Consider the following 23,566-nt stretch of genomic DNA (forward strand, 5'->3'; position numbering starts at 1 on the left):
GGACGGTCGGCCGTCCTGTGCGCACGGCATCGCCCACTCCATGGATGGGGAGCCCTGCCGCCGGGACGGAGTACTCGGTCGCGGTCGGCGGTCGCGGCTGGATCGCGGATGATGCTCGTTCCTCGGAATCGTCAGAATTGCACGACGGCGTGCACGGTCTTGCCGTCCGGGCGGGAGAGAACGGTCAGCTCGGAGCACAGGCGGCGCACCAGCGGCCAGCCGAAGCCGCCCTTCCCGGTCAGGTCGAACCGGCGCTGACGCGGCGGCTCGGGGTCGTCGTCGGAGACGGAGATCCCGACTCCGTGGCCCATGTCCCGCAGGTCCACGCTGCAGTCCCGGCCGCGCGCGTGGCGCACCACGTTCGTCACCAGTTCCGAGACCACGAGACTGACGGCCTCGGCTGCCTCGCGCGGCACCTGCCGGGGCAGACTGCCGAGAAACGCCCGGGCCATTCCCCTGGCGTGCACAGCCGCCTCCGGAGTTCTCTCCAGACTCGCACCGGACACGGAACAGACGTCGGAGGGCTGTTCTACCGTGGTCATCCCTTCACCTCTCTGGCCGTGCTTCCCGTCCGAACGCCGAGGACGCGGCGCCACTCCGTTTCTGACCGGCGTGTGGGGCGGGCTGTCCCCCTTCTTCCCGAACCCCCGCAGGCCATGTCACGGCTTCACGCACCTTCACAACGCGATCACAGGTGGCAGGTCGCCGGGCTCTCCGGACGGCGCGTGCCGGACCGGCCGTCGGGGCCGCCGAGGAGTGGCGCGGCGTTTCGGGGGCACCTGTGGTCGGGTCGCGAACGCCCACGGGCGTTCCGCGGCGTCGCTCCCGTGGCGGGCGAAGGGGCCGGGCGACCCCGAAGACCGGCACGGTCGAGCGGGAGGGGTGGTGGCCCGTACGGGCAGGTCCCGGACAGGGTCACCACTCCCCCACACCTCCTCGCACCGCCCGGGGTGAGGAGGCGGCACACGGCACGGACAACAGGAGACGGTGGATGTCCCAGACCATCACGGCACGCGTCGAGGGGAACGGGCCGGTGGATCCGGCGGAGGCGGGGCGGCGCAAGCAGCGGCTCCGAAGACGACTGGAGCGGCTCATCGGCATCGCCGCGACCGAGGGGAACGAACTCCTGCCGCTGCGCAACGGCGACCGGATCTTCGCCGCGATGCTCGACGCGGTGCGGTCCGCCGAGCACACCATCGACATGATGACCTTCGTGTACTGGCGCGGGCAGATAGCCCGCGACTTCGCGGCCGCCCTCGCCGACCGGGCCCGCGCGGGGCTGCGCGTACGGCTGCTGCTGGACGGCTTCGGGGCGAAGCGGATCGAGGGGGAGCTGCTGGAGTCCATGACCTCGGCCGGCGTGCAGGTGGCGTGGTTCCGCAAGCCGCTGTGGCTCTCGCCCCTCAAGCAGAACCACCGCTGTCACCGCAAGGCACTGGTGATCGACGAGCACGTCGCGTTCACCGGCGGCGTGGGCATCGCCGAGGAGTGGTGCGGGGACGCGCGCGGACCCTCCGAGTGGCGCGACACGCACGTCCAGGTGCGGGGACCGGCGGTGGACGGCATCGCCGCCGCGTTCGCGCAGAACTGGGCCGAGTGCCACGACGAGCTGTTCGACGACCGTGACCGGTTCACCGCGCAGGACCAGCCGGGCACCGCGACCGTCCAGGTGGTGCGCGGGTCCGCCAGTTTCGGCTGGCAGGACATGCAGACCCTCGTCCGCGTGGTGCTCGAATCCGCCGAGGAGCGGTTCCGTCTGTCGACGGCCTACTTCGCACCCGACGAGTACTTCGTGGACCTGCTGTGCGCGACGGCGCGCCGCGGGGTGCGGGTGGAGATCCTGCTGCCGGGTCCGCACACCGACCAGCGGGCCTGCCAGCTCGCCGGCCAGCACTACTACGACGCGCTGCTCGCCGCCGGTGTGGAGATCCGCCAGTACCAGCCGACGATGCTGCACACCAAGATCATGACCGTGGACGGGGTGGCGTCCCTGATCGGCTCCACCAACTTCAACCGCCGGTCGATGGAGCACGACGAGGAGGTCATGCTCGCGGTGCTGGACGAGACGTTCACCGCGGCCCTCGACGGGGACTTCGACGAGGACCGGGAGCAGGCCGTGGCCATCGAGCCGGGGCGCTGGCGGCGCCGGTCCCCGTTCCAGCGTGCCAAGGAGCTGGCGGTCGCCCCCCTGCGCCGCTTCCTCTAGCCGCTCTCCGTCGATGACGCCGCGCAGCCCCGAGGAGGGGGGCACGCACACGGTCGTGGGAGCCGTACGGCCCGGCAGTGATGCCGGGCCGTCGGTGTCAGGTGGGACGCTCGCCGGTCTCGCAGACCTTGCGGGCGATCTCCCGCAGCTTGATGTTGTGGTCCTGGGACGCCTTCTTCAGGACGTTGAAGGCGTTGTCCTCGCTGAGGCCGTGGCGCTCCATGAGGATGCCCATCGCCTCGCCGATCTCGTGACGGGTCTCCAGGGCGTGGGCGAGCTGCTGGTGGGTCCGGGCGGCCGAGAGCGCCACCGCCGCGTGCGAGGCGAGTATCCAGCCGGCGCGCTGGGCCGTCTCGTCGAACATGTTCGGCCGGTGCGAGTACACGTTGAGGGCGCCGAGCTCGTCGTCCTCGGTGAACAGCAGGAAGCCCATCATGCTGCCCATACCGAGCTTCCTCAGCTCGGGGGCGAAACGGGACCACTTCTCGTGGGGCCGCCGCAGATCCTCGATGGCGTACAGCTGCTGCCGCTCGGTGACCGCGTCGAAGCACGGTCCCTCCCGCAGGTCCTGCTGTATGCGGTCCGCCATGCGGACGACGTCACTGGTCGCGGCCAGCGCGCTGACCTCGCCGCGGCGCACGGTGAGGATGCCGGCCTCGTCACAGCCGTTGATCAGCACGCTCGCGTGCTCCACGATCCGGTCCAGGGTGTCCTTCACGGACTCCTGTGCCAGCAGGTCGCGTGCCATGTCGGCCAGGGAGACGGCAAATTTCTCCCAGACGTCGCCGGACTCCTGCACCATGGGCCACCTGCTCATTCGTCGAATCGCAACCGCCGTTCACCCGGGGTTCCATCTTGCCACCCCGGCGCAGCCCCCGCGCCGATCGGGGGCGAGTGGACAAGCCACGTCCGGTTTCCCCCGGGGCGGCCCGGTGCCGCCCGGGGCGACTTTTTCGGAATCCACGGGATCTTTGCGTGCCCGGCCCGTTTCACAGGGGCGATCACTGGTGACCCGAGAGGGGACCGAACACCGAAGAACGCATCCGCTTCGCTCACAGGAGGCCCGAAATGGACAACTGGCGTGATTCCGCGGCTTGCCGCAGCGTCGACCCCGACCTGTTCTTCCCGATCGGCAACACCGGTCCCGCCGTGCTGCAGATCCAGGAGGCGAAGGCCGTGTGCGAAGGCTGCCCGGTTCGCGAGGCGTGCCTGGACTGGGCACTGGAATCGGGCCAGAGCGTAGGTGTCTGGGGCGGTACGAGTGAGACCGAGCGCCGTTCGCTGGCCCGCCGCCGGGCCCGCCGCCGTACGCAGGACGCGTCGGCCTGACCGGAAGAGGGGAGAGGCCGGGTTCCGGGAGCAGGACCGGGTACGGATCCAGATGGCCGGGTCGCGGCACAGCGCAAGAGATACCGCCGACGAGATCCGAACGAAGGGCGCGATGCACATCGATCCGAGCGGGAACAAGAAGCCGTCATACGAGGAGTTCGGGACGCTGACCACCGCGTTCGGCGGAGAGCTGCGCAATGTGACCGACGCGCGGCTGGCCGCGGACGGCTATCTCCGCGCCCTGGCCCGGACGACGCCGCCTTCCGCGGAGGAGCACTGGGACGACATCCTGCTGGTGGTCACCGAGCTGGCCGCCAACACGATCCAGTACGCTCCCGGCCCCTTCGAACTGCTCATGCGTCCCACCTTCGACGGGGTGCACGTGACCGTGCGCGACAGCAGCACCACCCGGCCCGCCCCCCGCCGCTTCCGCCCCTCGGAGGGCGGGGGCGGCATCGGGTGGCATCTCGTCAACGCTCTGTGCGACCAGGTCAGCGTGATCGTCCGGCCGGACGGCAAGGACATCCACGCCTTCCTGCCCTGGTGAGATGGGCCGTCGAGGGAACCATCGACGGACCCGCAGGTGTCCTTTGCTTCGAACAGGGCACACGGGTCCGATGAAGGAACCGGTTCCCCCACACGATCAAGGTGACGCATTGAGCACGGAACACGAGCCGTCCGGACAGGAGCACGCCGCCTGGGACCGGGTCCGCGACGCCGCCACCGGAATGAATCACCACCAGGCGAAGGCGGCCTTCGAGAAGGCCGAGCAGGCGGCCGGGGACGGTGCGTCCGACGGGCGGGAGTCGCCCGGGACACGGGCGGAACTGGACGAGTGGGAGCGGATCACCGACACGCTCGCCGACCACGCGGGGTCGTACGACCCTGCCGCGGACCCCTTCGTCCAGGGGCAGCTCACCGCCCGCGCCAACCGTGCGCAGGCGTCCGCGCGACGCCGCTGAACCCGCTCCGCCCGCGTTGTCAGTGCGCTGCGGAACAATGCCGAGCAGCGAGAACGTCACCGCCCCGGGCGATGCGTGATCCGACCCGTCCGTCGAAAGGCCGCATGTTCATGACGCTCACCCCGCTCTCCCCCATCGCGCCGCGAGGCCCGATCGGAGGATGGTGACCATGCTGCGGCCGCTCCCCCGGACCCACACCCCGCTCAGCGCCGGCGGGGCCGAAGTGCTGCGTCTGATAACCCAGCGGCGGTTCGCCGTCCGCCTCACCGTGCACGCGAACGGCCGTCGCCGGTACGGCTATTGGATGCCCCTCGATCCCGCCACGGGGCGCGGGGGCTGCTATGTCGCCCTGCCCACCGGCGAGTGCGACGCGCTGCACGCCGCGGGCCGGATCGTGCTCGGGAACCCCCTGGTCGACCCGGCGAAGACCACGTACCAGGTGCAGGCGGCGGCCCGCTCCTCGGCCGCGGACACGAGCCCGTCGCGGAGGTCCTCCGCGTCCTCCCACGCTCTGACGGCCTGAGCCGTCGACACCGGGGCCGATAGTCCCGCGGTGCGCGGGCGTTCAGAGGCGTGCGGGGGACGGTGAGAGCGGCACCACCGCGGTGATCCGCTTGCCTCCCGTCCGCAGCGGCGAGATGGCGACGTCGCTGGCGAGCGTGCAGACGATCATCCAGCCGTGCCCGCCCACCCGCAGCCGTCCCGTGTCGTCGAACCGTCCGGCGGAAGCGGGGCGTTGATCGCTGCGGTCGCTCACCGACAGCCGCACCTCCCGCTCGGTCGGCGTCACCTCGAACCCCGTGACACCGCCACCGTGCAGCATCGCGTTGCTGACCAGTTCGGAGGCGACGAGCAGCGCGTCACCGACGGCGTCCTCATCGGCCCACGAGGGATTCCCGGGCCGCGCCGCGAGGGCGCGGCGGACCGCCTGCCGCGCGTCGGCCGGGCTGTCGGGCCCCGTCGAGGTCAGGTGCCGCGCAACGGCCACCGTGTCGGTGGACGACCTCTGGTACTCCCCGCACATTCTTCGCTCCGCCTCTCCTGCCCGGAATGTCACAGGGCCCGTCGCGAAATGCACACGACAGGCCCTGTGGAATTGGCCGCCATCAGTGACGAAATGCGTCCTTGGCCTTTTCCTTGGCCTGCCTGGCATCGCCCTTGGACTGTTCGATCTTGCCCTCGGCCGCCAGGCGATCATTGCCGACCGCACGTCCGACGGCCTCCTTGGCCTTGCCCTTCGCCTGCTCGATCCTGGCTCGGGTCTTGTCGTTCTCGGCCATCGCAGTTCACGTCCTCACTGCTCGACAATGCCATTCAGTACTACGGCTGACCGTGAATCGATTGCCCAAACCCGGAGACCTCCGCATTCCGCGGACTTCGCCCGACGGGCCGAATGACGCCCCCGCCGAGGGCGGTCTCCACTCCCGCGCCGTTCGCGCGTCCGGCACCGGGCGGCCATGCCAGCACCAAGTGGCACGCAATCGATGCTTCCCGCCCGCACCACGGACACTTACCCTCCAGTAATATCGCGCGACAGGCCCCCTGAGGAGGAACCGTGCCACGGTCCGAACGCTCACCCTTGTTGCTCGCAGGCCTCTTGGCCTCCGCGGGCGTCGCCCACTTCGCCGTACCACGGCAGTTCGACGCCACCGTCCCGCGTGTTCTGCCGGGAGCGGCGCGGAACTGGACGCGGGCGAGCGGCGTCGTCGAGTTCGCCCTCGCGGCCGGAGTGGCGCTGCCCCGCACCCGCCGGGTCGCGGCCCTGGCCACCGCCGCCTTCTTCGTCGGGGTGTTTCCCGCGAACGTCCAGATGGCCGTGGACTGGCGGAACCGCCCCGCACCGCTCAAGGCGGCCGCTCTCGCGCGGCTCCCGCTCCAGGTGCCGCTGGTGATGTGGGCACGCGGCGTCGCGCGTGCCGGGGAGGGACGGTCATGACGACACGGGTGAACGTGGGCGACACCGTCGAGGACTTCACGCTGCCGGACGAGACCGGCACGAGCCGAAGTCTGTCCGAACTGCTGGGCGAGGGCCCGGTGGTGCTGTTCTTCTACCCGGCCGCCCTCACCAGCGGCTGCACCGCCGAGGCCTGCCACTTCCGCGACCTTGCAACCGAGTTCACCGGCGCGGGCGCCCGGCCGGTCGGCATCAGCGGTGACGCGGTCGACCGGCAGAAGGAGTTCACCGACCGTCACACGCTCGGCTTCCCGCTGCTGTCCGACGTCGACGGCACCGTGCGGGAGCGGTTCGGCGTGAAGCGCGGCTTCTCGCTGGCCCCGACGAAGCGGGTCACCTTCGTCATCGCGCAGGACCGCACCGTCCTGGAGGTGGTCCGCAGCGAACTGCGCATGAGCGCCCACGCCGACCGCGCTCTCGCCGCACTGCGCGACCACAAGGCCTGATCCACGGCCCGGTTCGGCGAACCGTCGTTCCGCGCCTGGCATGTCGTGACGGGTGAACGGACCCCGCCCCTATGCGGATGGGGGGTGGGGCCCGTTCACTGTGCCTCATTCTCGACACCCGGCACGCCCCGCCACCAGGGAGTGCGACGGGCTGGCTGCGCGACGCGGCGCACACCCCGTGTGTGCGGCACGCCTCCCGTGTGCGCCGACCGCCTTCCGTACGAGGCGCCCTGTCGGGTGTCCTGCCCACCGGTCATGCTGGAGCCGACACGGACGAAACGATCGACGGAGCCACCATGACGCACCAGGTCACACCGCTCGAAGTGAAGCCGGCGGCGGGGCACATCGGCGCCGAGATCACGGGAGTCGACCTGGCGGAGGAGCTGCCGGACGAGGTGGTCTCCGCGATCCGGGCGGCCGTGCTGCGCTGGAAGGTGGTGTTCTTCCGCGGCCAGCGGCTCGACCACACCACCCACGTCGCCTTCGCCCGCCGCTTCGGCGAGCCGGTGCGCCTGCGTTCCCGCGGCAGCGCCTCGCCCGGGGACTTCCCCGAGGTCGAGACGACGGCCGACCGTCTCGAACTGGGCGGGCGGTACGGCATGGAGCACGAGGAGTGGCTGCGCCGGCGCCGCCACTCGCTGCTGCGCGGCTGGCACTGCGACCACGGCGCCCGCGTCGACCCGCCGGCCGCGACGATCCTGCGGGCCGAGACCGTGCCCCCGTACGGCGGTGACACGACCTGGTCGAACCTGGCCGCCGCCTACGCGGGGCTGTCCGCCCCCGTCCGTGCCTTCGTGGACGGGCTGCGCGCCGAGCACCGGCTGGGCGTCGGCTACCAGACGCGCCCCGGCGACGACGCGTACGCCCGCCATCTGCTCGACCGGCAGATCGCCACCGAGCATCCGCTGGTGCGGGTGCACCCCGAGACGGGTGAGCGGGTCCTGTTCGTGAACGGCTACTACATCGAGCAGATCCTCGACGTGTCCCGGCCGGAGAGCCGGGCGATCCTGGACATGCTGCTGGAGCAGGCGGTCAGGCCCGAGTACACCGTGCGCTTCCGGTGGGAGCCGGGGAGTGTGGCCTTCTGGGACAACCGGGCGACCATCCATCTGGCGCCGAGCGACACCGCCCACGTCGACCACCCCCGGGTCATGCACCGGGTGATGCTGGCCGGTGACGTCCCCGAGGGCGTCGACTCGAAGCCGTCGGTGCCGATCGTGGGCAGCGAGCCCGGGCGCTGGTGAGCCCGGGCTCGACTGCGACGGCGGAGCGTCAGAAGACGCCCTGTCCGGGAACGAGGATTCCGCGCGGGTCGTAGGTGTGGCGGGCCGTGGCGAGCCGGCGCCATTCGGGACCGAAGTGCTCGCGCCAGTCCGCCGGGCCGAAGGGGACGGAACCGACCGGGTAGTGGGTGCCGCCGGCCGCGTGGACCGTCTCGTACGCGGCGCGGTTGGCGGCGAGGAGCCGGTCGACGGTCGCGGTGTCGTCGGGCGGGGTGGTGCGCAGCACGGCCAGCAGATAGGGCACCGGGTCGTCGGAGGTGCGCAGCAACGGGGTGTGCAGGTTCTTCCGCAGTACCGGGTACACGAGGACGACCCCGGGTCCGAGGTCCGCCGGGGTGAGGTCCTCCAGCAGCGACGCGGTGAGCGCGGCGGCCGAACGGCCCGGCAGCCAGAGGTTCAGCCACGGGTGGGCGAAAGCCCAGAGGCCGGCCTCCTTGAGCGCGGCGACGCCGGCCGCGAGCCGGTCGAGGAAGTCGTAGTAGGCGAGGTCGCTCGCCTGGACCCCCGACGGGTCGTGGCGCAGTCCGCGCAGCAGGGCCGCGTCGTCGGGGGCGGGTCCGACGGGCGGCCCGTAGGCGACCGCTTCGAGGAGATAGCCGTTGAAGGCGCCGTCGGCGTCCGCGGTCACCTGGCCCTCGACGTAGTCGAACCGGCCCTCCTGGACCAGCAGCCGCTGGTCGTCCAGGAAGGTGCGCAGGTCGGTGTACGGGAGGAGGTAGTGGCGTACGGCTCCGGGCGCGGGGACCAGGCGCAGCGTGGCGCCGACGATTATCGCGCACTGGCCGAGTCCGCTGAGCACCGCGAGGAACAGGTCCCGGTGTTCGGTCGGTGAGCAGCGGACAAGGTCTCCGGCGCCGGTGACGACCTGGAGCTCGCGCACGTTGTCGACCTGGGCACCCTGCCGGTGGGTCTGGCCGCCGACGCCGCCGACCGACAGGGTTCCGCCGACGGAGAGTTCGAGGTAGTCGGTGAAGGTGGGAGGCGTCAGCCCGTGGGCCAGCGTGGCCTTGACGACGTCGCTCCACTTGGCGCCCGCGCCGACGGTCACCGTCCTGCTGCCGCGCCGGACCGGTCCGACGGCCGCGAGCGGGGTCGTCTCGATGACCAGTCCGCCGTCGACCTGGGCCTGACCCTGCGTGGCGTGCCCCTGGCCGCGCGGGGCGACGGACAGCTTGTGCTGATTGCAGAAGCGGACCATCGCGACGATGTCACGGACCGAGCCCGGCCGGAGCACGGCGAGCGGGCGCCGGTGGACGATGTGGCCGTAGTCGTCGGAGGCGGACGTGAGCGAGGCGTCGTCGCTGCGCACGCTCCCGTCGAGCCGGGGCAGGCGGGCGAGCGGCCTTCCGGTGTCGGTGGCCGCCCAGCTCCGGGTGAAGGGATCGAACCCGATGACGGCGGCGCCGGCGGCGGCGAGGCCCTGCAGTGCGGTACGTCGCGAGGGTTTCCGGGGCATGCGCAACTCCTGAGGCGGCCGCGTCGAACGATCAACTTGCGCAGAGTGTAAGGGACTTGGGCGTCCCAGGAGCCTCTTGATTCGATCGTGGTCCCCGATGCGCCGGGTACACGGGGTGCTCGGGGTGCTCAGGGTGCGCGGGTGTCCGACGGGAACGACGCGGCCGCCGCCCCGGGGAGGGACGGCGGCCGGGCCGTGCGCGCTCTGCTGTTCGCGATGCCTCCCCGTCGGAACGCGTCGCTCGTGTCGGATGCCGGTCGTGCGGGTGAAGGTCGCAAGAGCGACGTGCCGTCACCCGCGACCGGTTCGACACGAGACGCCCCGACGGGGTTGTGGTGGCCCGGAGGGCCGTGACACGGCGGTGACGGCCGTGGCGGAGCCCGGACTCCAGGTCAGCTCGCCGAGGACGAGCCGCCCTCCGTACCGTCTTCCTTCTCCGGACGGGAGTAGCCGGGGAGTTCGAGCCGGCCACTCGGCTGCTCGGCACCCTGGCCGTTCTGGCCGTTCTGACCGCTCAGGTTCTGACGGACCGAGTCGAGGATCGTCAGTCCCTGCGCGACCAGCCCGGCCGCTATCTCGCCGAGGCCGTCGGCGCCGTTGAGGACGTTGACGTTCGCTCCGGCGAGACCGCCCGCCGCCTCCTTCACGATGAGGGGGAGCTGGTCGATCAGCATCCGGTCGAGCGCGACCCGGTCGTGCGAGGCGGCCGCCTCGGCCTGGATCTTCATGCGCTCGGCGTCGGCGATGGCGAGCACCTTGATGCGCTCGGCCTCGGCCTCGGCCGGCCGGACGATCTCGGCGACCAGCTGCTGCTGGCGCAACTGGGCTGCACGCTCGGCCAGTTCGGTCTGCGCCGCGAGCACCTCCTGCTGGGCGTGGGCCTGGGCGAGCGGGCCGGCCTGAGCGGCCTGCGCCTGCGCCCGGTCCACCTCGGCCGAGTACTCCGCCTGAACGATGGCCGTCTGCCGGGCGTACTCGGCCTGGTTGCGCGCCGCCACCTGCTGCGCCTCGACGGATGCCTGCGTGGCCTGCGCCTGGGCGATCTGCGCCTGGCGCTGGATGGCCGCCTTGTGCGGCGCGGACATCGCGTCGATGTAGCCGGTGTCACCGTCGTCGATCGACTGGATCTGGAGCGAGTCGACGATCAGGCCGATCTTCGCCATCTCCAGCTTCGAGGTGTCCAGGACCTCGGCGGCGAGCTTCTGCCGCTCGGTGACGATCTCCTCGACCGTCATCGAGCCGATGATGGACCGCAGATGGCCGGCGAAGATCCGGCCCGTCAGGATCGACATCTGGTCCTGGTCCGACAGGAACCGCTGCCCGGCGTTGATGATGCTCTCGGTGTCGTTGCCGACCTTGAACGCGATCACGGCGCGCACGTGCAGGGAGATGCCCTGCTTGGTCACACAGGTCTCGGTGACCTCGGACTCGCACATCGACAGGGTCAGGAAGCGGGTCTTGCGGAAGACCGGCAGCACGAACTTGCCGTGCCCCGTCACCACGCGGAACGGCGCGCCCCCCAGTCCCCGCCTGCCACCCGAGATCAACATCGCCTCATCGGGAGCGGGAACGCGATAACCGAACATACTTCTCCTCCTCAGCCTGCGCCGACGGCGTCGCCGTCGAGCGCGTCCAGCGGATCCGTCCACCGGATGACGTCGACCTCACGGCATCCACGGGACTCGATCACCAACGCGGTTGCCCCTGTCGGCAGGGGCTCCCGAGACCAGGCGAGGAAGGTCTCGGATCCGCCTCTCACTCGCACCAGGATCTCGCCGGGACCGGCGGATCCACGCGTGCCGATGAGCAGTTCCCCCGTGCAGCCGATCACGGCTTCGTCCTCCACCACAGCCGGCCACCCCCCATCACTCTGAATCTGCCTCTGACCATAGACCTACCCAGCTCGGGCGCGTACGCCCCCCTTCGCTCGCGAAGCCGTCCGAGGGGTACGCGCCCGCTCCGTCACCGAAGTGTGGGTCAGCCCCTGGTGAACCGGTAGGTCTTGCTGTCCGTCAGAACACAGAAGCCCGGCGACACGACGATCACCCGCAGGGTGCCGGTCCGCCGGTCGTAGTCGATGCCCTCGGCCTCGAAGGTGCCCGAGCAGGAGCTGCGCAGGGGCAGTTGTCGCAGCGCGGTGACGTGGCCGGAGACGTCCGCCGTTCCGTTCGGCTCGGCGGTCAGGTCGATCTGCAGGAGCGGCTTGGTGATGCCGAAGAGGGTGCCGGCCGGGTCGTCGGACGAGCACAGCAGCCGCGTCGACGTGACGAAGTCGCAGCCCTGTACGTCCCGTACGCCATGGTCGAGGTGGACGGTGGAGGCCTGCGGGAGGTTCGCCCCGGGCGAGGTGGCCGGGTTGACCCCGGGGGTCGGGAACACCAGGAGGCGGTCCATCGTGCCGTACTCGCCGGAGACCATCCACGAGCCGCCCGGGGTGACGGCGACGAACGAGTTGTTCAGGGCCTCTCCCGCGCTCAGCGCGTGCACGTACTCCGACCAGCCGCCGCCCGGCGCCTGCACCCGGAACATCTTCGAACCGCCGGAGTCGCTCTGGTACGGCTCGATGTAGTGCCCGTCCGAGGAGGCGTCGGGATCGCCGACATGGTTCCAGCCCCGGCTGCTCACCCCGACGGGGATAGTGCCGATGCCGGTGTAGCGGTTGGGGCTGTTCGCGGGCACCTCGACGGAGGCGAGCCCCTGGCTCTCGGTCAGCGGGTCGGCGCGGTCGGATCCCACCTCGTTCCAGGTGTCGGCGGCCGTCGCGGGCCCGCCGCTGACGACGGAGAGGACGGCGGCGGTGGCGAGTGTGACGAGACCGGCCAGGACAGGGTGACAACGTTGCCGTGCGGTCGTGCGCATCAGGTCTGCTCCTCGGTGGGGGGTGACTGGTCGGCGCACAGTCTGACCCCGCCGGGATAGGCATGTACAGACCAAGAAGGTGGACGCCGGGCAACGACTCACCGCACGGGAGGAGTTCACCGGGAACGACGAGGAGCCGGCGGGACGCACCCGCCGGCTCCTGCCGCACGCCGGGCAGGGACGGACCCTGCCCGGCGGATCACGATCGTCAGCCGTTCTCGCAGTAGTTGCCGAACGCCGGGTTCAGCAGCCCCACCACGTCGATCGAGTTGCCGCAGACGTTGAGACCGAGGTCCACGGGGATCTGGACGACATTGCCGGACAGGACGCCGGGGCTGTTCGCCGCGACGCCGACCACGTCCGGGCCGGGGTCGGCGACGGCGGTCCCGGCGGTGGCCAGCAGGGCGGCACTGGCGAGTCCGGCAGCTGCCATCAGACGAATACGCATTCCAAGCTCCTTCGATGGTGGGGGTGCGAGCTCCTCCACCATCACCTCCGGAGACGGCGATGGACATCGCAGTTCGGCCGAACGGGGGCACCGCCGCTCGCGACCGTCCGCGGGTGGGGAGGGGTACGGGTGCATCGCGCGGGGTGTCCGGAATGCCCGTAGCGTGAGAGACAGATCAGGCGGAACAGGGAGAGACCATGTCAACGAGCCAGCCCGACGCGTCCGTACCCCCCGAGGACCGGGCGACCCCCGACACGCTGCTGCACACCGGGACCGAGGGACCGGTGACGGCCGAGGACCTGGTGCTCGCCGCCGGCCGCGACATCACACCGGAGAACCTCGCCTGGGCGGAGCGCAAGCTCGAGAAGGAGGGGGCCGCGGCGATCGACAAGCTGCTGCCCTAGGCACGCCTTCCGCCGGCTGCGCCGGTGAGCGCGCGGCGGCCCGGCCTGCTCCGGCACGAAGGAGGAGGCCGGGCCACCGCGCGTCGGGGCGACGGGTCAGGAGGCGGGGCACTCCTTCCAGGCCAGGTGGTAGACCGTGCTGATGTCACCGTCCGTCGAGTCCATGGTCATGAAGCTGCTGCTGCCCGGCGTGGAGGTGCCGGCGTTGACGCGCAGTTCCGTGTTGATGTTGAAGTTGCGCTGAACTCCACAGGGGGCCCAGACCAGTTGGGACCACTCCGTGGTGTCCGTCGTCTGCCAGTTGTCGTCGTAGGGGCCGCGGAACGGATGGGTGATCGCGGCCGTGCTCGAGGATCCCTGGAAGTAGTACGAGGCCTTCTCGGAACTGGCGGCGCCGCGCTGGAGCGAGGCGAACCCGCGGTAGTCGGCGCTGGCGACGGCGTACGTGAATCCCTGCGGGACATGGACGATCAGGTTGAGCTGACAGTTCCTGCGGAAGGCGGTGGGGTCGGCGTTGCCGCCGACCTGGGCGAGGTACTCGCTGTAGGTCACCGTGAAGGCGGTGTTGTCGGGAGAGACGGCGACGGCGGCGGTCCCCTGGGGACAGCCCGAGCCGTTCACCGTGGCGACCTTGATGACGATCTTGTCCGGGGGCGGGTCGACGATCCCGGAGGACGGGTCCGACAGAGGGAGCGCCGCGGCGAACAGGGCGGCGATCGCGCCGCCCAGAAGCAGTCCACCAGCCATGGTGTTCCAATCCGTTGCGTCAGTGTTCCGGCGGCGGCACGGATGTGCGCCGCGGTGAGAGGGGGGTGCGGTTCCCCGGCGTGCGGGGAACCGTCGCGGACCGTTGCGCTGGATCACGTCCGGCTCTCTTGAGCATGCGCATGACATACGGGCAGGCGCAGCCCGCCCCCGGTTGTGAAGGAGCCGTGAAGCCCGGGGAGCGACCGAATCGTATGGAGGGCCGGCCGGGGCGGACAGGACCATCTCCGGCCATTCGGCGCCCGCCGTTCACACCTGGCCCGACGGGGGCCGAAAGACGACGTGCCCGTGCGAATCGCCCGCCCCCTCCTCGCGCCGCGCACGCCCCTGCGACACTGAGGCCCATGGATCCACGACACCTGAGACTGGGCCGCCGCCGCATATGGATGAGCAGTGCCGTCTGCTTTCTGGTGCTCGGGCCGATCGGCTGGTTCCTCGGTGGCTGGGTCCCGTTCACGCTGCTGGCCGTCGCCCTCGTCGTGGCCACGGCGGTCTCACACCTGCGGGCCCCCACCTGGCTGGCGCCCGCCGTCGCGAAGGGCCAGTCGGAGAGCCGGCGGGACGTCGCCACCTTCTGCGTGGTGATAGCGGTGAGCGGTTACGCGCAGCCCCCCGTGCGGCCCGCCCCCTCCCCCGCGGACCTGGCCGCGCTGCGCCTGGAGGCGTACCGGGCCGCCGCGGACGACGACCTGGCGGAGGAACTGCGCCTTCTCGCGGCCGACGCCCTGTCCGCCGCGGACCACGCCCACGACGAGGACAGCCCCACGGGCTGGCGGACGGCACGGGCGGGCGCCGAGCGACTGGCGAACGCGGCCCAGGAGGGCAATCCCTACGTACGGCAACTGCTCATCCAGTGGGTCGAGGGCAACCCGGCCGGCGACCGCTGAGCACCCGCGCCCCCGCCGCCCCCTGCCTCAGGGACGCTCGAAGAACTGGATCACTCCCCCGGCCGAGAAACACAGCGCTCCGGCGAGGGTCCCCCAGTTGGCGATGTCGATGTTCACGAGGCTGCCCGTCTCGGGGCGGGTGAAGGCGGCCAGTGCCGAGACGAGGAAGAGCACCGATCCCAGCTGGTTGACCGCGACGATCCACCAGCCCACCTCGTGGGCGAGCACACGCGGACGGCCGTGGCAGACCTCGACCAGCGCGAGATGCCCGGAGATCAGGAACAGCGCGCAGCCGACGAGGTCGGGCGCCCAGATCAGCCTGTTCACCTGCTGCACCGACAGGCCCCGCAGCAGCGAGTCGAGCAGGTTGACGCCGAACACGAGCGTTCCGACGAACAGCACGAAGGTGCTCAGCCAGTCGATCCGGCCGGGCTCGTAGCTCCACCATCTCCAGCGCCGCCCGGCGAGGACACCTGACGCGCCGTCCTGGCGAGGGGCGTTGACCGCCTGGAGGAGGGAGGCGTAGCCGCCGGTGTTGAAGAAGAGGCCGCCGACGAAGTAGATCCAGGCGCCCGAGGCGCCGTGCGATCCGTACTGGGCGACTCCGGCGCCGAGGGCGAACAGGGCACCGCCGACCGTGAACGCGGTGGCGGCGACGGTGTTCAGTCTCCGCAGCCGGCCGATCGACACGGTGTCCGCCCGCCGGTACCGAGCCGCCGTCTCACCCGGTTCACGGACGCCGAGCAAGCCCCGCTTGCGCGCCCGGCGTGACTCCCAGACCGCCGTCCGCCCGTCCATGAGTCGCCAGGTCAGCCGGGTGGTGAACGGGCCCGCCCCTTCGGAGCGCGCTTCGGTTCGGCTCATCCGCCGACCCTAGCCCGGCACGACGAAGCGCACGTTTCGCCCGGCAGCGTGTCGCCGGGACGGCCGCCCCGGCCGAGGTGAGCGGAGCCCCGCCTCGGGGAGCGGGCTCAGGACTCCGCTTCGCGCCGGAGGAAGTTGCTCACCTGACAGGCCAGACTGTCCCTGGCCGTGTCGGGCCGGGCGTCCGCTTCGGGGATCTCGTCGTTCTCCACGCCGCCGGCCCAGAGGTAGCGCTCGGCCCACTCGTCGTCGACCTTGAGCGCCACCTGGATGTCGACGCGGTGCAGCGCGGTGTCGGGTCCCGCGGCGAAGAGGACCGCCGTGGCCCGGCGCAGCGGATAGATGTCGAAGCCCTCGATGAACTGGGAGTTCCGCCAGTCGAGGAAAGCACTCTCGCCGTCGGACCCGACGCGGATGTCGATCTGGCCGTCTTCGAGGTGAATGCCGAAGTGCTCGGTGGTGCGGTTCTCGACGGTCACCCGGAACCGGAAATAGGTGAGGTCGTCGGCGGCGTCGTCCCGCCCCCGCGGGGGCTCCGCCTTCTCCACCCCGTGGACGCGGACACGCAGGCCGGCCTGCTCGTCGTACTCCTGCCAGTCCCCGACCACGTTCGGCTCGCGCACAGTTCACCTCTCCACTTCAGAGAGCTGTTCCTATCTGTGCCCCGAACGACGTGTCAAATGGACCGAACACCCTGTGGCCAGGTAATTCGCTTTCCTTGATCGGCGATCAAGCCGTGCCCAGCCAGAACCTTTCGGCGTCACCCGGGAGGGCTAATCCGGCGCGTGCTGCACATCACGTTTCCCGGGCGTCACGCCGGCTCGATGTTCTGGTTGAGACGGAACAGGTTGTGCGGGTCCCGGTCGGCCTTCACCCGGGCCAGCCGGTCGTAGTTCTCGCGGTAGCTGGCCCGCACCCGCTCCTGTCCCTCGTTCATCATCATGTTCACGTACGCGCCGCCCGCGGAGTACGGGTGGAGCGCGTCGGAGTACGCGACGGTCCACTGTTCGACGAGGCCGGCGTTGGCGGGGTCGGAGTCCACCCCCGCGAAAACCGAGGCCCACCGGCTGTCGCGGTAGCTCCAGGCGGTGTCCTCCGCGGCATGGTCGTGGACGGCTCCGTCGATGGGGTAGATGTGCATGGTCGACTTCCAGGTCGGCAGCTCGGAGCCGTAGCGCGCGTGCAGACCGACGGCCTCGTCGGGGATCTCGTCGACGAAGTCGGCGCGCCAGTACCACTGGTCGCCGGGCGGGTAGACACCGTCGAACGCGGACTGCAGCGCGGGGTGCGGCATCGGCGCCGGGCCGTGCAGCAGGGGGGCGGGCAGGGCGTCGAGCAGCGGCGCCATGGCCCGGGCGGCCGCGTCGGTGTCCTCGCCGATGTGGCACCACACCACGCCGCAGACCTTCCGCAGATGGATCTCCTCCGGGAACGGCGGCCCGGGCGGGACCGAGCCGAACAGGAAGAAGGCGCCGAGCTCGCGCGGGGCGTCGGGGAGGAAGTCGCGGTACGCGGCGAGGACCTCGGCGCCGAGTTCGGCGGGCCAGAAGGTGGGCCCGGCGACGACCGTGTCGACCTCGTGCAGCCGGAACAGGAAGGAGGTGACGACGCCGAAGTTGCCGCCTCCGCCCCGGATCGCCCAGAAGAGGTCGGGGTTCTCGTCGGCGCTCGCCCGGACCCGCTCGCCGCTCGCCAGGACGAGGTCGGCCTCCAGCAGGTTGTCGATGGTCAGCCCGAACTTGCGGGTGAGGTGGCCGAGGCCGCCGCCGAGGGTGATGCCGCCGACGCCCGTGGTGGAGATGATGCCGCTCGGCGTGGCCAGGCCGTGTTCGTTGGTGGCCCGGTCGACCTCGCCCCAGACACAGCCGCCGCCGACCCGCACCGTGCGTGCGGCCGGATCGACCTCGATGTCCTTGAGCGGGGAGAGGTCGAGCACAACCCCGTCGTCACAGGTGCCGAGACCCGCGCCGTGGTGGCCGCCGCCGCGGACCGCGAGCGGGAGTCCCTGGCCGCGGGCGAGGCCGATCACCCGGGCGACGTCCTCCGGGCCGGTGCAGCGCGCCACCAGAGCGGGCCGCCGGTCGATCATCCCGTTGTAGACGGCACGGGCCTCGTCGTAACCGGAGTCGTCGGGGCCGATCAGCTGCCCCTCGAAACCGGAGAGTTCCTTGCGTACAGCTTCCGCCGACGTCATGGACATATGGATTCACCGCATCCGGGGACCGCTCGGGGGTTCCGGTGCCGGTCCCAGGGCCCGTCGCCGGTCCCGCCGATGGGTCCGATGCGCCCGTTCCAGCCCGATTCACGACAAGCCTACGCCTGACGCCCGGTCCGGGGCGGTCGGGACAGGAGCACGAGGCTGCGGGGCTCGACCCGGACGTCGGTGGCCGCCTTGCGTTCCGACTCCTCCGGTTCGCCGCGGGGGTCGGCGGTGTCGATCCGTGCCGTCCACCGCTCGCCGTACGTGGTGTCGGGGAGGCGGAAGACGACGGGCTCCCAGTGGCTGTTCAGCAGGAGCAGGAAGGAGTCGTCGACCACCCGGCCGCCGCGCGGGCCGGTCTCGGCGATCGCGTCGCCGTTGAGGAAGGCCGCGACGGCGTGGGCGTCGGAACGTGTCCAGTCCTCGTCGGTCATCTCGCGGGCGTCGGGCCGCAGCCACATCAGGTCGGGCAGCGGCTGGCCGTCGTGCGTCACCGTGTCGCCGAGGAAGAACCGGCGGCGGCGCAGGACGGGATGGGCGGCGCGCAGGGCGATGGCGCGCCGGGTGAACTCCATGAGTTCCCGCTGCTCGTCGGTGAGGTGCCAGTCGATCCAGGAGATCTCGTTGTCCTGGCAGTAGGCGTTGTTGTTGCCGCCCTGGGTGCGGCCGAGCTCGTCGCCGTGGGAGAGCATCGGGACGCCCTGGGACAGGAGCAGGGTGGCGAGGAGGTTGCGCTGCTGCCGGCCGCGCAGTTCCAGCACGCCCTCGTCGTCGGTGGGCCCCTCCGCGCCGCAGTTCCAGGAGCGGTTGTCGTTGTCGCCGTCGCGGTTGCCCTCGCCGTTGGCGTCGTTGTGCTTGTCGTTGTACGAGACCAGGTCGCGCAGGGTGAACCCGTCGTGCGCGGTGACGAAGTTGATGCCGGCGCGCGGCCGTCTGCGGTCGTGCCGGTAGAGATCGGACGAGCCGGTCAGCCGGGAGGCGAACTCGCCCAGCGTTCCGGCGCCGGAGCGCCAGAAGTCCCGTACGCAGTCGCGGTACTTGCCGTTCCACTCCGACCACAGGGGCGGGAAGTTCCCGACCTGGTAGCCGCCGTCGCCCACGTCCCAGGGCTCGGCGATCAGCTTGACGCGGCCGACCACCGGATCCTGCTGGATCAGGTCGAAGAACGCCGAGAGCCGGTCCACCTCGTGGAACTGACGGGCGAGGGTGGCCGCGAGGTCGAAGCGGAACCCGTCCACGTGCATCTCGGTCACCCAGTAGCGCAGCGAGTCCATGATCAGCTGGAGCACGTTGGGGTGCCGCATCAACAGACTGTTCCCGGTGCCGGTGGTGTCGTAGTAGTGCGCCGGATCACCGTCCACCAGGCGGTAGTACGCGGCGTTGTCGATGCCGCGGAAGGAGAGGGTGGGGCCGTTCTCGTTGCCCTCGGCCGTGTGGTTGTAGACCACGTCGAGGATCACTTCGAGGCCGGCCGCGTGCAGCGCCTTGACCATCGACTTGAACTCGGCGACCTGCTCACCGCGGGTGCCGTGGGCCGCGTACGCGTTGTGCGGCGCGAAGAAGCCGATCGTGTTGTAGCCCCAGTGATTCGACAGGCCGCGGTCGCGCAGGAAGCCGTCCTGGGCGAACTGGTGCACCGGCATCAGCTCGACCGCCGTCACCCCGAGCGTCGTCAGGTGCTCGATGGCCGCCGGGTGGGCCAGGCCCGCGTAGGTGCCGCGGAGTTCCTCGGGCACCCCCGGGTGCGTCCGCGTGAGGCCGCGGACATGGGCCTCGTAGATCACCGTCTCGGCGTAGGGGCGCAGCGGCGGCCGGTCGTCGCCCCAGTCGAAGGCCGGGTCCGTGACCACGCCGAGGGGGATGTGTCCGGCGCTGTCGGCGGGGGACGGGCCGCCGGGGTCGTGCTCGAAGAGGGAGGGGTCGTTGTCGGCCTGCCCGTCGACCGCCTTGGCGTACGGGTCGAGGAGCAGCTTCGCCGGGTTACACCGGTGCCCGGCGGCCGGGTCCCACGGGCCGTGCACCCGATAGGCGTAACGCTGCCCGGGGCCGACGTCCGGAAGGTAGGCATGCCACACGAAGCCGTCGACCTCGGTGAGCGGGACCGTCCGGACGTCGTCGAGCGCGTCGATCAGAACGAGATCGACGCGCTCGGCGACTTCGGTGACCAGAGCGAAGTTGGTTCCTTCGCCGTCGTATGTCGCCCCCAGCGGGTAGGGGCGCCCGTTCCAGGTGGTGAGCACGTGATCACCGTACGGTGATCACGACCGCCTGTCCTGGCGGGTTCATCCGCGGGCGGCGACCGCCTCGCTGTCGTCGCGGGCGGTGGACAGGACGGGGTCCGGCAGGACGAAGTACCGCGGGGGCCGGCGCGCTTCGCGCAGGCTGGGCGCCGGCAGCGGCGGGTCCAGCGGGGCGTGTTCGGCGGCGCGGGCCCGCCACGAGAACCAGATGATCTTGCCGCCGACGTCGGTGGCGCAGCCGCCCCAGCCGTCGCTCAGCGCCGCGATCTGGGCCAGACATCCCTGGGGTTCCTCGTGCGGGCGGATGTCCTGGCTGTTGTCCGAGACGGCGGCGATGAGGCGCTGGCCGTTCCACCACATCTCGATGGTCGTGTTCTTGTCCGTGGCGTGCTGCTCGATCGTGCGAAGCAGCGCTTCGGCACAGTGGCAGACGGACTCGACGAGATTCTCCAGGTTCCAGTACCGGAGGTGCGCGGCCAGAATGCGCTTCACCTGTCCGACCCTTTCGGGGCTGAGCTCCACGTCGAGGTGGTAGTAGCAGGGAACTGCGGCTTTCATCGTCGTTTGCTCCTCACCGGCGAGGCTCTCGCCCCTTCCCGGATCCCTGCGGGACCGGGCCCCGAACACGAAGCGTGAGCGGCTGTCGCTCCTGAGTCACTCCCAGAGTGGGAGTGCTACTCCATCCGTGCAACTCGAGAGCGGCCGGGGGTGCCGAGAGCAGCCTCTGCGTAGTTGAAGAGCCAACAAGACGCTCGGTGCCCGCACAGGCACCATGAGTGAGGGTGTCGGTCCGTGACAGACCGGCTCCCCTTCGCGTACGGCCCTCACTCGCCGCCCAGGCGAGCCGTGCGCGGTCGAGAGATCGGGAAGGTGACCAGCGTGATGCTGCTGCCTGCCAAATCCGAGGTCGCCCGGCATCTGGAGCGTTACCGGGCCTGGGAACGCCTGCATCTGGCGACCCCCGCCGACCACGCGGTGCGGGGGAATTTCGAGAACACCGGCTACACCCTGTGCGTCCTGATGGGGAAGCGCTGCGCGCGCGAGGCGGCCGACGCCGCCGAGGTCTACATCCAGGACGTTCCGGCACGGATCTGAAGGACGGTCACCAGGACCGCACACGACAGGGACCATCGGCGGCGAGTGTGACGCGTCGGGCCCAGAAACCGCGGAGGCGAGACCCATGGACGCGCACACGGACACCGGCCGTATCCCCGTCGTGGACGTGCGGCCGGTCGTCGATTGCGGCAGGCGGCCCGCGAAGGCCGTCGCCGGTGAGACGTTCCAGGTCACCGCCACCCTCTTCGGTGAAGGTCATGACGTGGTCGGCGCCGATGTCGTCCTGTGCGATCCCGACGGCCGCCCCGGCCCCTGGACCCCGATGCGCGAACTGGCCCCCGGCACCGACCGCTGGGGCGCCGACGTCACCCCCACGGCCGTCGGCCGCTGGACCTACCAGGTGGAGGCGTGGAGCGACCCGGTGACCGGCTGGCGACGCGCCGCGGAGGTGAAGATTCCCGCCGGCCTCGACGTCGGTCTCGTCCTGGAGGAGGGCGCCGCGCTGTACGAGCGGGCCGCCGCCGGTGTCCCCGAGGGCGCGGGCCGGGACAGTGTGCGGGCCGCCGCCGACGCACTGCGCGACGACTCGCGCACGCCCTCCGACCGGCTCGCGGCGGCTCTCCGCCCGGAGGTGGACGGAGCTCTCGCCGGTCACCCCCTGCGCGAACGGCTCACCCGTTCGCTTCCGTTGCCGTTGCTGGTGGAGCGGGAGCGGGCGCTGTACGGCTCCTGGTACGAGTTCTTCCCGCGCTCGGAGTCCGGCCGGCTGGACCCGCCGACGCACGGCACGTTCCGCACCGCGGCCGAACGGCTGCCCGCCATCGCGGAGATGGGCTTCGACGTCGTCTACCTCCCGCCGATCCACCCCATCGGCACCACCTTCCGCAAGGGCCCCGACAACACCCTGTCCGCCGCCCCCCAGGACGTGGGCGTGCCCTGGGCGATCGGCTCCCCCGAGGGCGGCCACGACGCGATCCACCCCGACCTGGGCACCCTGGAGGACTTCGACGCCTTCGTCGCCCGGGCCGCCTCCCTGAACCTGGAGATCGCCCTCGACTTCGCGCTCCAGTGCTCCCCGGACCACCCCTGGGTGGAGAAGCACCCGGAATGGTTCCACCACCGCTGTGACGGCACGATCGCCTACGCCGAGAACCCGCCGAAGAAGTACCAGGACATCTACCCCATCGCCTTCGACAAGGACATGCCCGGCCTCATCACCGAGACGGTGCGCGTGCTGCGGCACTGGATGGACCACGGCGTCCGCATCTTCCGCGTGGACAACCCCCACACCAAACCCGTCGTCTTCTGGGAGCGGGTCATCGGGGAGATCAACCGGACCGATCCCGACGTGATCTTCCTGGCCGAGGCGTTCACCCGGCCCGCGGTCATGCGGCGCCTCGCGGAGGTCGGCTTCCAGCAGTCGTACACCTACTTCACCTGGCGCAACACCAAGCAGGAGCTGACGGAGTACCTCACCGAGCTCTCCGGTGAGGCGGCCGCGCACATGCGGCCCAACTTCTTCGCCAACACCCCGGACATCCTGCCCGGCTACCTCCAGCACGGCGGCCGGCCGGCCTTCGAGGTGCGGGCCGTGCTCGCCGCGACCCTCTCCCCCACCTGGGGCGTGTACGCCGGATACGAGTTGTGCGAGAACGCCACGGCTCAGGAGGGCGGTGAGGAGTACCTGCACTCGGAGAAGTACCAACTGCGCCCGCGCGACTGGGCGGCCGCCGACCGCGAGGGCCGTACCATCGCCCCGCTCATCACCCGGCTCAACCGGATCCGGCGCGACCACCCGGCCCTGCGCGCACTGCGCAACCTCCACTTCCACGAGGCCGACGAGGACTCCCTGATCGCGTACAGCAAGCGTTCGGGTGACGACACGGTGGTCGTCGTGGCGAACCTGGACCCCCACCACACCCGGCAAGCCACAGTGTCCTTGGACATGCCGCGCCTCGGTCTGAGCCCGGACGCGCGCGTGCCGGTGCGCGACGAGCTCACCGGCGAGACCTACAACTGGGGCAGGACCAACTTTGTGCGCCTGGGTCCGGGCGGCGCACACGTCTTCACTGTCGGCCCGGCACCGCGGATCGGAGGGTCCCCCGCATGATGGTCAATGAGCCCGTCCCGGATACGTTCGAGGACACCCCGGCCAAGGACCGCGATCCCGAGTGGTTCAAGCGCGCCGTCTTCTACGAGGTCCTGGT

At 71.0% G+C, this 23,566-nt stretch carries 26 protein-coding genes and 1 pseudogene; 12 read left to right on the forward strand and 15 right to left on the reverse strand.

Annotation, left to right across the window (positions count from 1 at the left end):
• Positions 1 to 131: 131 nt before the first annotated feature.
• The gene (locus ABZT74_RS18135; protein WP_356177590.1) at positions 132 to 542 is read right to left on the reverse strand and encodes an ATP-binding protein; all 411 of its coding nucleotides are present in this window, start codon (positions 540 to 542) and stop codon (positions 132 to 134) included.
• Between the two features lie 449 nt (positions 543 to 991).
• Here ABZT74_RS18135 and ABZT74_RS18140 point away from each other — a divergent pair, with 449 nt between their 5' ends.
• A complete protein-coding gene (locus ABZT74_RS18140) occupies positions 992 to 2,206 on the forward strand; it encodes a phospholipase D-like domain-containing protein (protein ID WP_356177589.1) in 1,215 nt (404 codons plus the stop codon).
• A 97-nt stretch (positions 2,207 to 2,303) separates the two neighbouring features.
• On the opposite strand, the gene ABZT74_RS18145 is transcribed toward ABZT74_RS18140, so the two are convergent.
• A complete protein-coding gene (locus ABZT74_RS18145) occupies positions 2,304 to 3,023 on the reverse strand; it encodes a GAF and ANTAR domain-containing protein (RefSeq protein WP_356177588.1) in 720 nt (239 codons plus the stop codon).
• A gap of 251 nt (positions 3,024 to 3,274) precedes the next feature.
• Here ABZT74_RS18145 and ABZT74_RS18150 point away from each other — a divergent pair, with 251 nt between their 5' ends.
• From ABZT74_RS18150 to ABZT74_RS18165, 4 genes are all read left to right on the forward strand, one after another.
• The gene (locus ABZT74_RS18150; protein WP_081222660.1) at positions 3,275 to 3,535 is read left to right on the forward strand and encodes a WhiB family transcriptional regulator; all 261 of its coding nucleotides are present in this window, start codon (positions 3,275 to 3,277) and stop codon (positions 3,533 to 3,535) included.
• 112 nt (positions 3,536 to 3,647) lie between these two features.
• A complete protein-coding gene (locus tag ABZT74_RS18155; RefSeq protein ID WP_356436067.1) occupies positions 3,648 to 4,082 on the forward strand; it encodes an ATP-binding protein in 435 nt (144 codons plus the stop codon).
• A gap of 109 nt (positions 4,083 to 4,191) precedes the next feature.
• Positions 4,192 to 4,497 carry a hypothetical protein gene (locus ABZT74_RS18160; protein ID WP_356177586.1) on the forward strand — a complete coding sequence of 102 codons (306 nt, stop codon included), beginning with the start codon at positions 4,192 to 4,194 and terminating at the stop codon, positions 4,495 to 4,497.
• 169 nt (positions 4,498 to 4,666) lie between these two features.
• Positions 4,667 to 5,020 carry a hypothetical protein gene (locus ABZT74_RS18165; protein ID WP_356436070.1) on the forward strand — a complete coding sequence of 118 codons (354 nt, stop codon included), beginning with the start codon at positions 4,667 to 4,669 and terminating at the stop codon, positions 5,018 to 5,020.
• Between the two features lie 42 nt (positions 5,021 to 5,062).
• Here the strand turns inward: ABZT74_RS18165 and ABZT74_RS18170 are convergent, their stop codons facing one another.
• Both ABZT74_RS18170 and ABZT74_RS18175 read right to left on the reverse strand, forming a co-directional pair.
• Positions 5,063 to 5,521 carry an ATP-binding protein gene (locus ABZT74_RS18170; RefSeq protein ID WP_356177585.1) on the reverse strand — a complete coding sequence of 153 codons (459 nt, stop codon included), beginning with the start codon at positions 5,519 to 5,521 and terminating at the stop codon, positions 5,063 to 5,065.
• Between the two features lie 82 nt (positions 5,522 to 5,603).
• Positions 5,604 to 5,777, reverse strand: a complete 174-nt coding sequence (locus tag ABZT74_RS18175; protein ID WP_355878561.1) for a CsbD family protein — start codon at positions 5,775 to 5,777, stop codon at positions 5,604 to 5,606.
• A gap of 275 nt (positions 5,778 to 6,052) precedes the next feature.
• Between ABZT74_RS18175 and ABZT74_RS18180 the strand changes: the two genes are divergently transcribed.
• The 3 genes from ABZT74_RS18180 to ABZT74_RS18190 all read left to right on the forward strand — a co-directional run bounded on the left by ABZT74_RS18180 (position 6,053) and on the right by ABZT74_RS18190 (position 8,141).
• Entirely contained in the window at positions 6,053 to 6,433 is a 381-nt protein-coding gene (locus ABZT74_RS18180; RefSeq protein ID WP_356177584.1) for a hypothetical protein, read from the forward strand.
• A complete protein-coding gene (locus ABZT74_RS18185) occupies positions 6,430 to 6,897 on the forward strand; it encodes a peroxiredoxin (protein WP_356177583.1) in 468 nt (155 codons plus the stop codon). Before ABZT74_RS18180 ends, ABZT74_RS18185 begins: the two co-directional genes overlap by 4 nt.
• Before the next feature lie 296 nt (positions 6,898 to 7,193).
• On the forward strand, positions 7,194 to 8,141 hold the full coding sequence (locus ABZT74_RS18190; protein WP_356436073.1) for a TauD/TfdA family dioxygenase: 948 nt from the start codon (positions 7,194 to 7,196) through the stop codon (positions 8,139 to 8,141).
• A gap of 28 nt (positions 8,142 to 8,169) precedes the next feature.
• Here ABZT74_RS18190 and ABZT74_RS18195 read toward each other — a convergent pair whose 3' ends face one another.
• The 5 genes from ABZT74_RS18195 to ABZT74_RS18215 all read right to left on the reverse strand — a co-directional run bounded on the left by ABZT74_RS18195 (position 8,170) and on the right by ABZT74_RS18215 (position 12,943).
• On the reverse strand, positions 8,170 to 9,636 hold the full coding sequence (locus ABZT74_RS18195) for an FAD-binding protein (RefSeq protein WP_356436075.1): 1,467 nt from the start codon (positions 9,634 to 9,636) through the stop codon (positions 8,170 to 8,172).
• A gap of 392 nt (positions 9,637 to 10,028) precedes the next feature.
• On the reverse strand, positions 10,029 to 11,222 hold the full coding sequence (locus ABZT74_RS18200; RefSeq protein WP_356436078.1) for an SPFH domain-containing protein: 1,194 nt from the start codon (positions 11,220 to 11,222) through the stop codon (positions 10,029 to 10,031).
• A gap of 11 nt (positions 11,223 to 11,233) precedes the next feature.
• Entirely contained in the window at positions 11,234 to 11,485 is a 252-nt protein-coding gene (locus ABZT74_RS18205) for a hypothetical protein (RefSeq protein WP_355878583.1), read from the reverse strand.
• 128 nt (positions 11,486 to 11,613) lie between these two features.
• Entirely contained in the window at positions 11,614 to 12,495 is an 882-nt protein-coding gene (locus tag ABZT74_RS18210; protein ID WP_356436081.1) for a hypothetical protein, read from the reverse strand.
• A 208-nt stretch (positions 12,496 to 12,703) separates the two neighbouring features.
• Positions 12,704 to 12,943, reverse strand: a complete 240-nt coding sequence (locus tag ABZT74_RS18215; RefSeq protein ID WP_355878589.1) for a chaplin — start codon at positions 12,941 to 12,943, stop codon at positions 12,704 to 12,706.
• Between the two features lie 197 nt (positions 12,944 to 13,140).
• Between ABZT74_RS18215 and ABZT74_RS18220 the strand changes: the two genes are divergently transcribed.
• Positions 13,141 to 13,347, forward strand: coding sequence for a hypothetical protein (locus ABZT74_RS18220; protein ID WP_355878592.1), 207 nt, complete (start codon positions 13,141 to 13,143; stop codon positions 13,345 to 13,347).
• Between the two features lie 96 nt (positions 13,348 to 13,443).
• On the opposite strand, the gene ABZT74_RS18225 is transcribed toward ABZT74_RS18220, so the two are convergent.
• Entirely contained in the window at positions 13,444 to 14,094 is a 651-nt protein-coding gene (locus ABZT74_RS18225; protein WP_356177578.1) for a DUF4360 domain-containing protein, read from the reverse strand.
• A gap of 362 nt (positions 14,095 to 14,456) precedes the next feature.
• On the opposite strand from ABZT74_RS18225, the gene ABZT74_RS18230 reads away from it, so the two are divergent.
• On the forward strand, positions 14,457 to 14,999 hold the full coding sequence (locus ABZT74_RS18230; protein ID WP_356177577.1) for a hypothetical protein: 543 nt from the start codon (positions 14,457 to 14,459) through the stop codon (positions 14,997 to 14,999).
• A 27-nt stretch (positions 15,000 to 15,026) separates the two neighbouring features.
• Here ABZT74_RS18230 and ABZT74_RS18235 read toward each other — a convergent pair whose 3' ends face one another.
• From ABZT74_RS18235 to ABZT74_RS18255, 5 genes are all read right to left on the reverse strand, one after another.
• Entirely contained in the window at positions 15,027 to 15,863 is an 837-nt protein-coding gene (locus ABZT74_RS18235) for a hypothetical protein (RefSeq protein ID WP_356177576.1), read from the reverse strand.
• 107 nt (positions 15,864 to 15,970) lie between these two features.
• Positions 15,971 to 16,486, reverse strand: coding sequence for a hypothetical protein (locus tag ABZT74_RS18240; protein ID WP_356177575.1), 516 nt, complete (start codon positions 16,484 to 16,486; stop codon positions 15,971 to 15,973).
• A 188-nt stretch (positions 16,487 to 16,674) separates the two neighbouring features.
• Complete coding sequence (locus ABZT74_RS18245; protein ID WP_356436084.1) at positions 16,675 to 18,063, reverse strand: FAD-binding oxidoreductase; 1,389 nt, start codon at positions 18,061 to 18,063, stop codon at positions 16,675 to 16,677.
• A 113-nt stretch (positions 18,064 to 18,176) separates the two neighbouring features.
• Complete coding sequence (gene glgX / locus ABZT74_RS18250) at positions 18,177 to 20,303, reverse strand: glycogen debranching protein GlgX (protein WP_356436087.1); 2,127 nt, start codon at positions 20,301 to 20,303, stop codon at positions 18,177 to 18,179.
• A gap of 42 nt (positions 20,304 to 20,345) precedes the next feature.
• A complete protein-coding gene (locus tag ABZT74_RS18255) occupies positions 20,346 to 20,861 on the reverse strand; it encodes a pep a2 (RefSeq protein ID WP_356177572.1) in 516 nt (171 codons plus the stop codon).
• Positions 20,862 to 21,185: 324 nt separating this feature from the next.
• Between ABZT74_RS18255 and ABZT74_RS18260 the strand changes: the two are divergent.
• Both ABZT74_RS18260 and ABZT74_RS18265 read left to right on the forward strand, forming a co-directional pair.
• A pseudogene (locus ABZT74_RS18260) lies at positions 21,186 to 21,377 on the forward strand (DUF5133 domain-containing protein); the annotation flags it as partial.
• A gap of 106 nt (positions 21,378 to 21,483) precedes the next feature.
• On the forward strand, positions 21,484 to 23,469 hold the full coding sequence (locus ABZT74_RS18265; protein ID WP_356436090.1) for an alpha-1,4-glucan--maltose-1-phosphate maltosyltransferase: 1,986 nt from the start codon (positions 21,484 to 21,486) through the stop codon (positions 23,467 to 23,469).
• Positions 23,470 to 23,566 lie beyond the last annotated feature (97 nt).

Origin of the sequence: Streptomyces sp. NPDC005302 (genome assembly GCF_040607345.1) — a bacterium.
Lineage (GTDB): Bacteria > Actinomycetota > Actinomycetes > Streptomycetales > Streptomycetaceae > Streptomyces.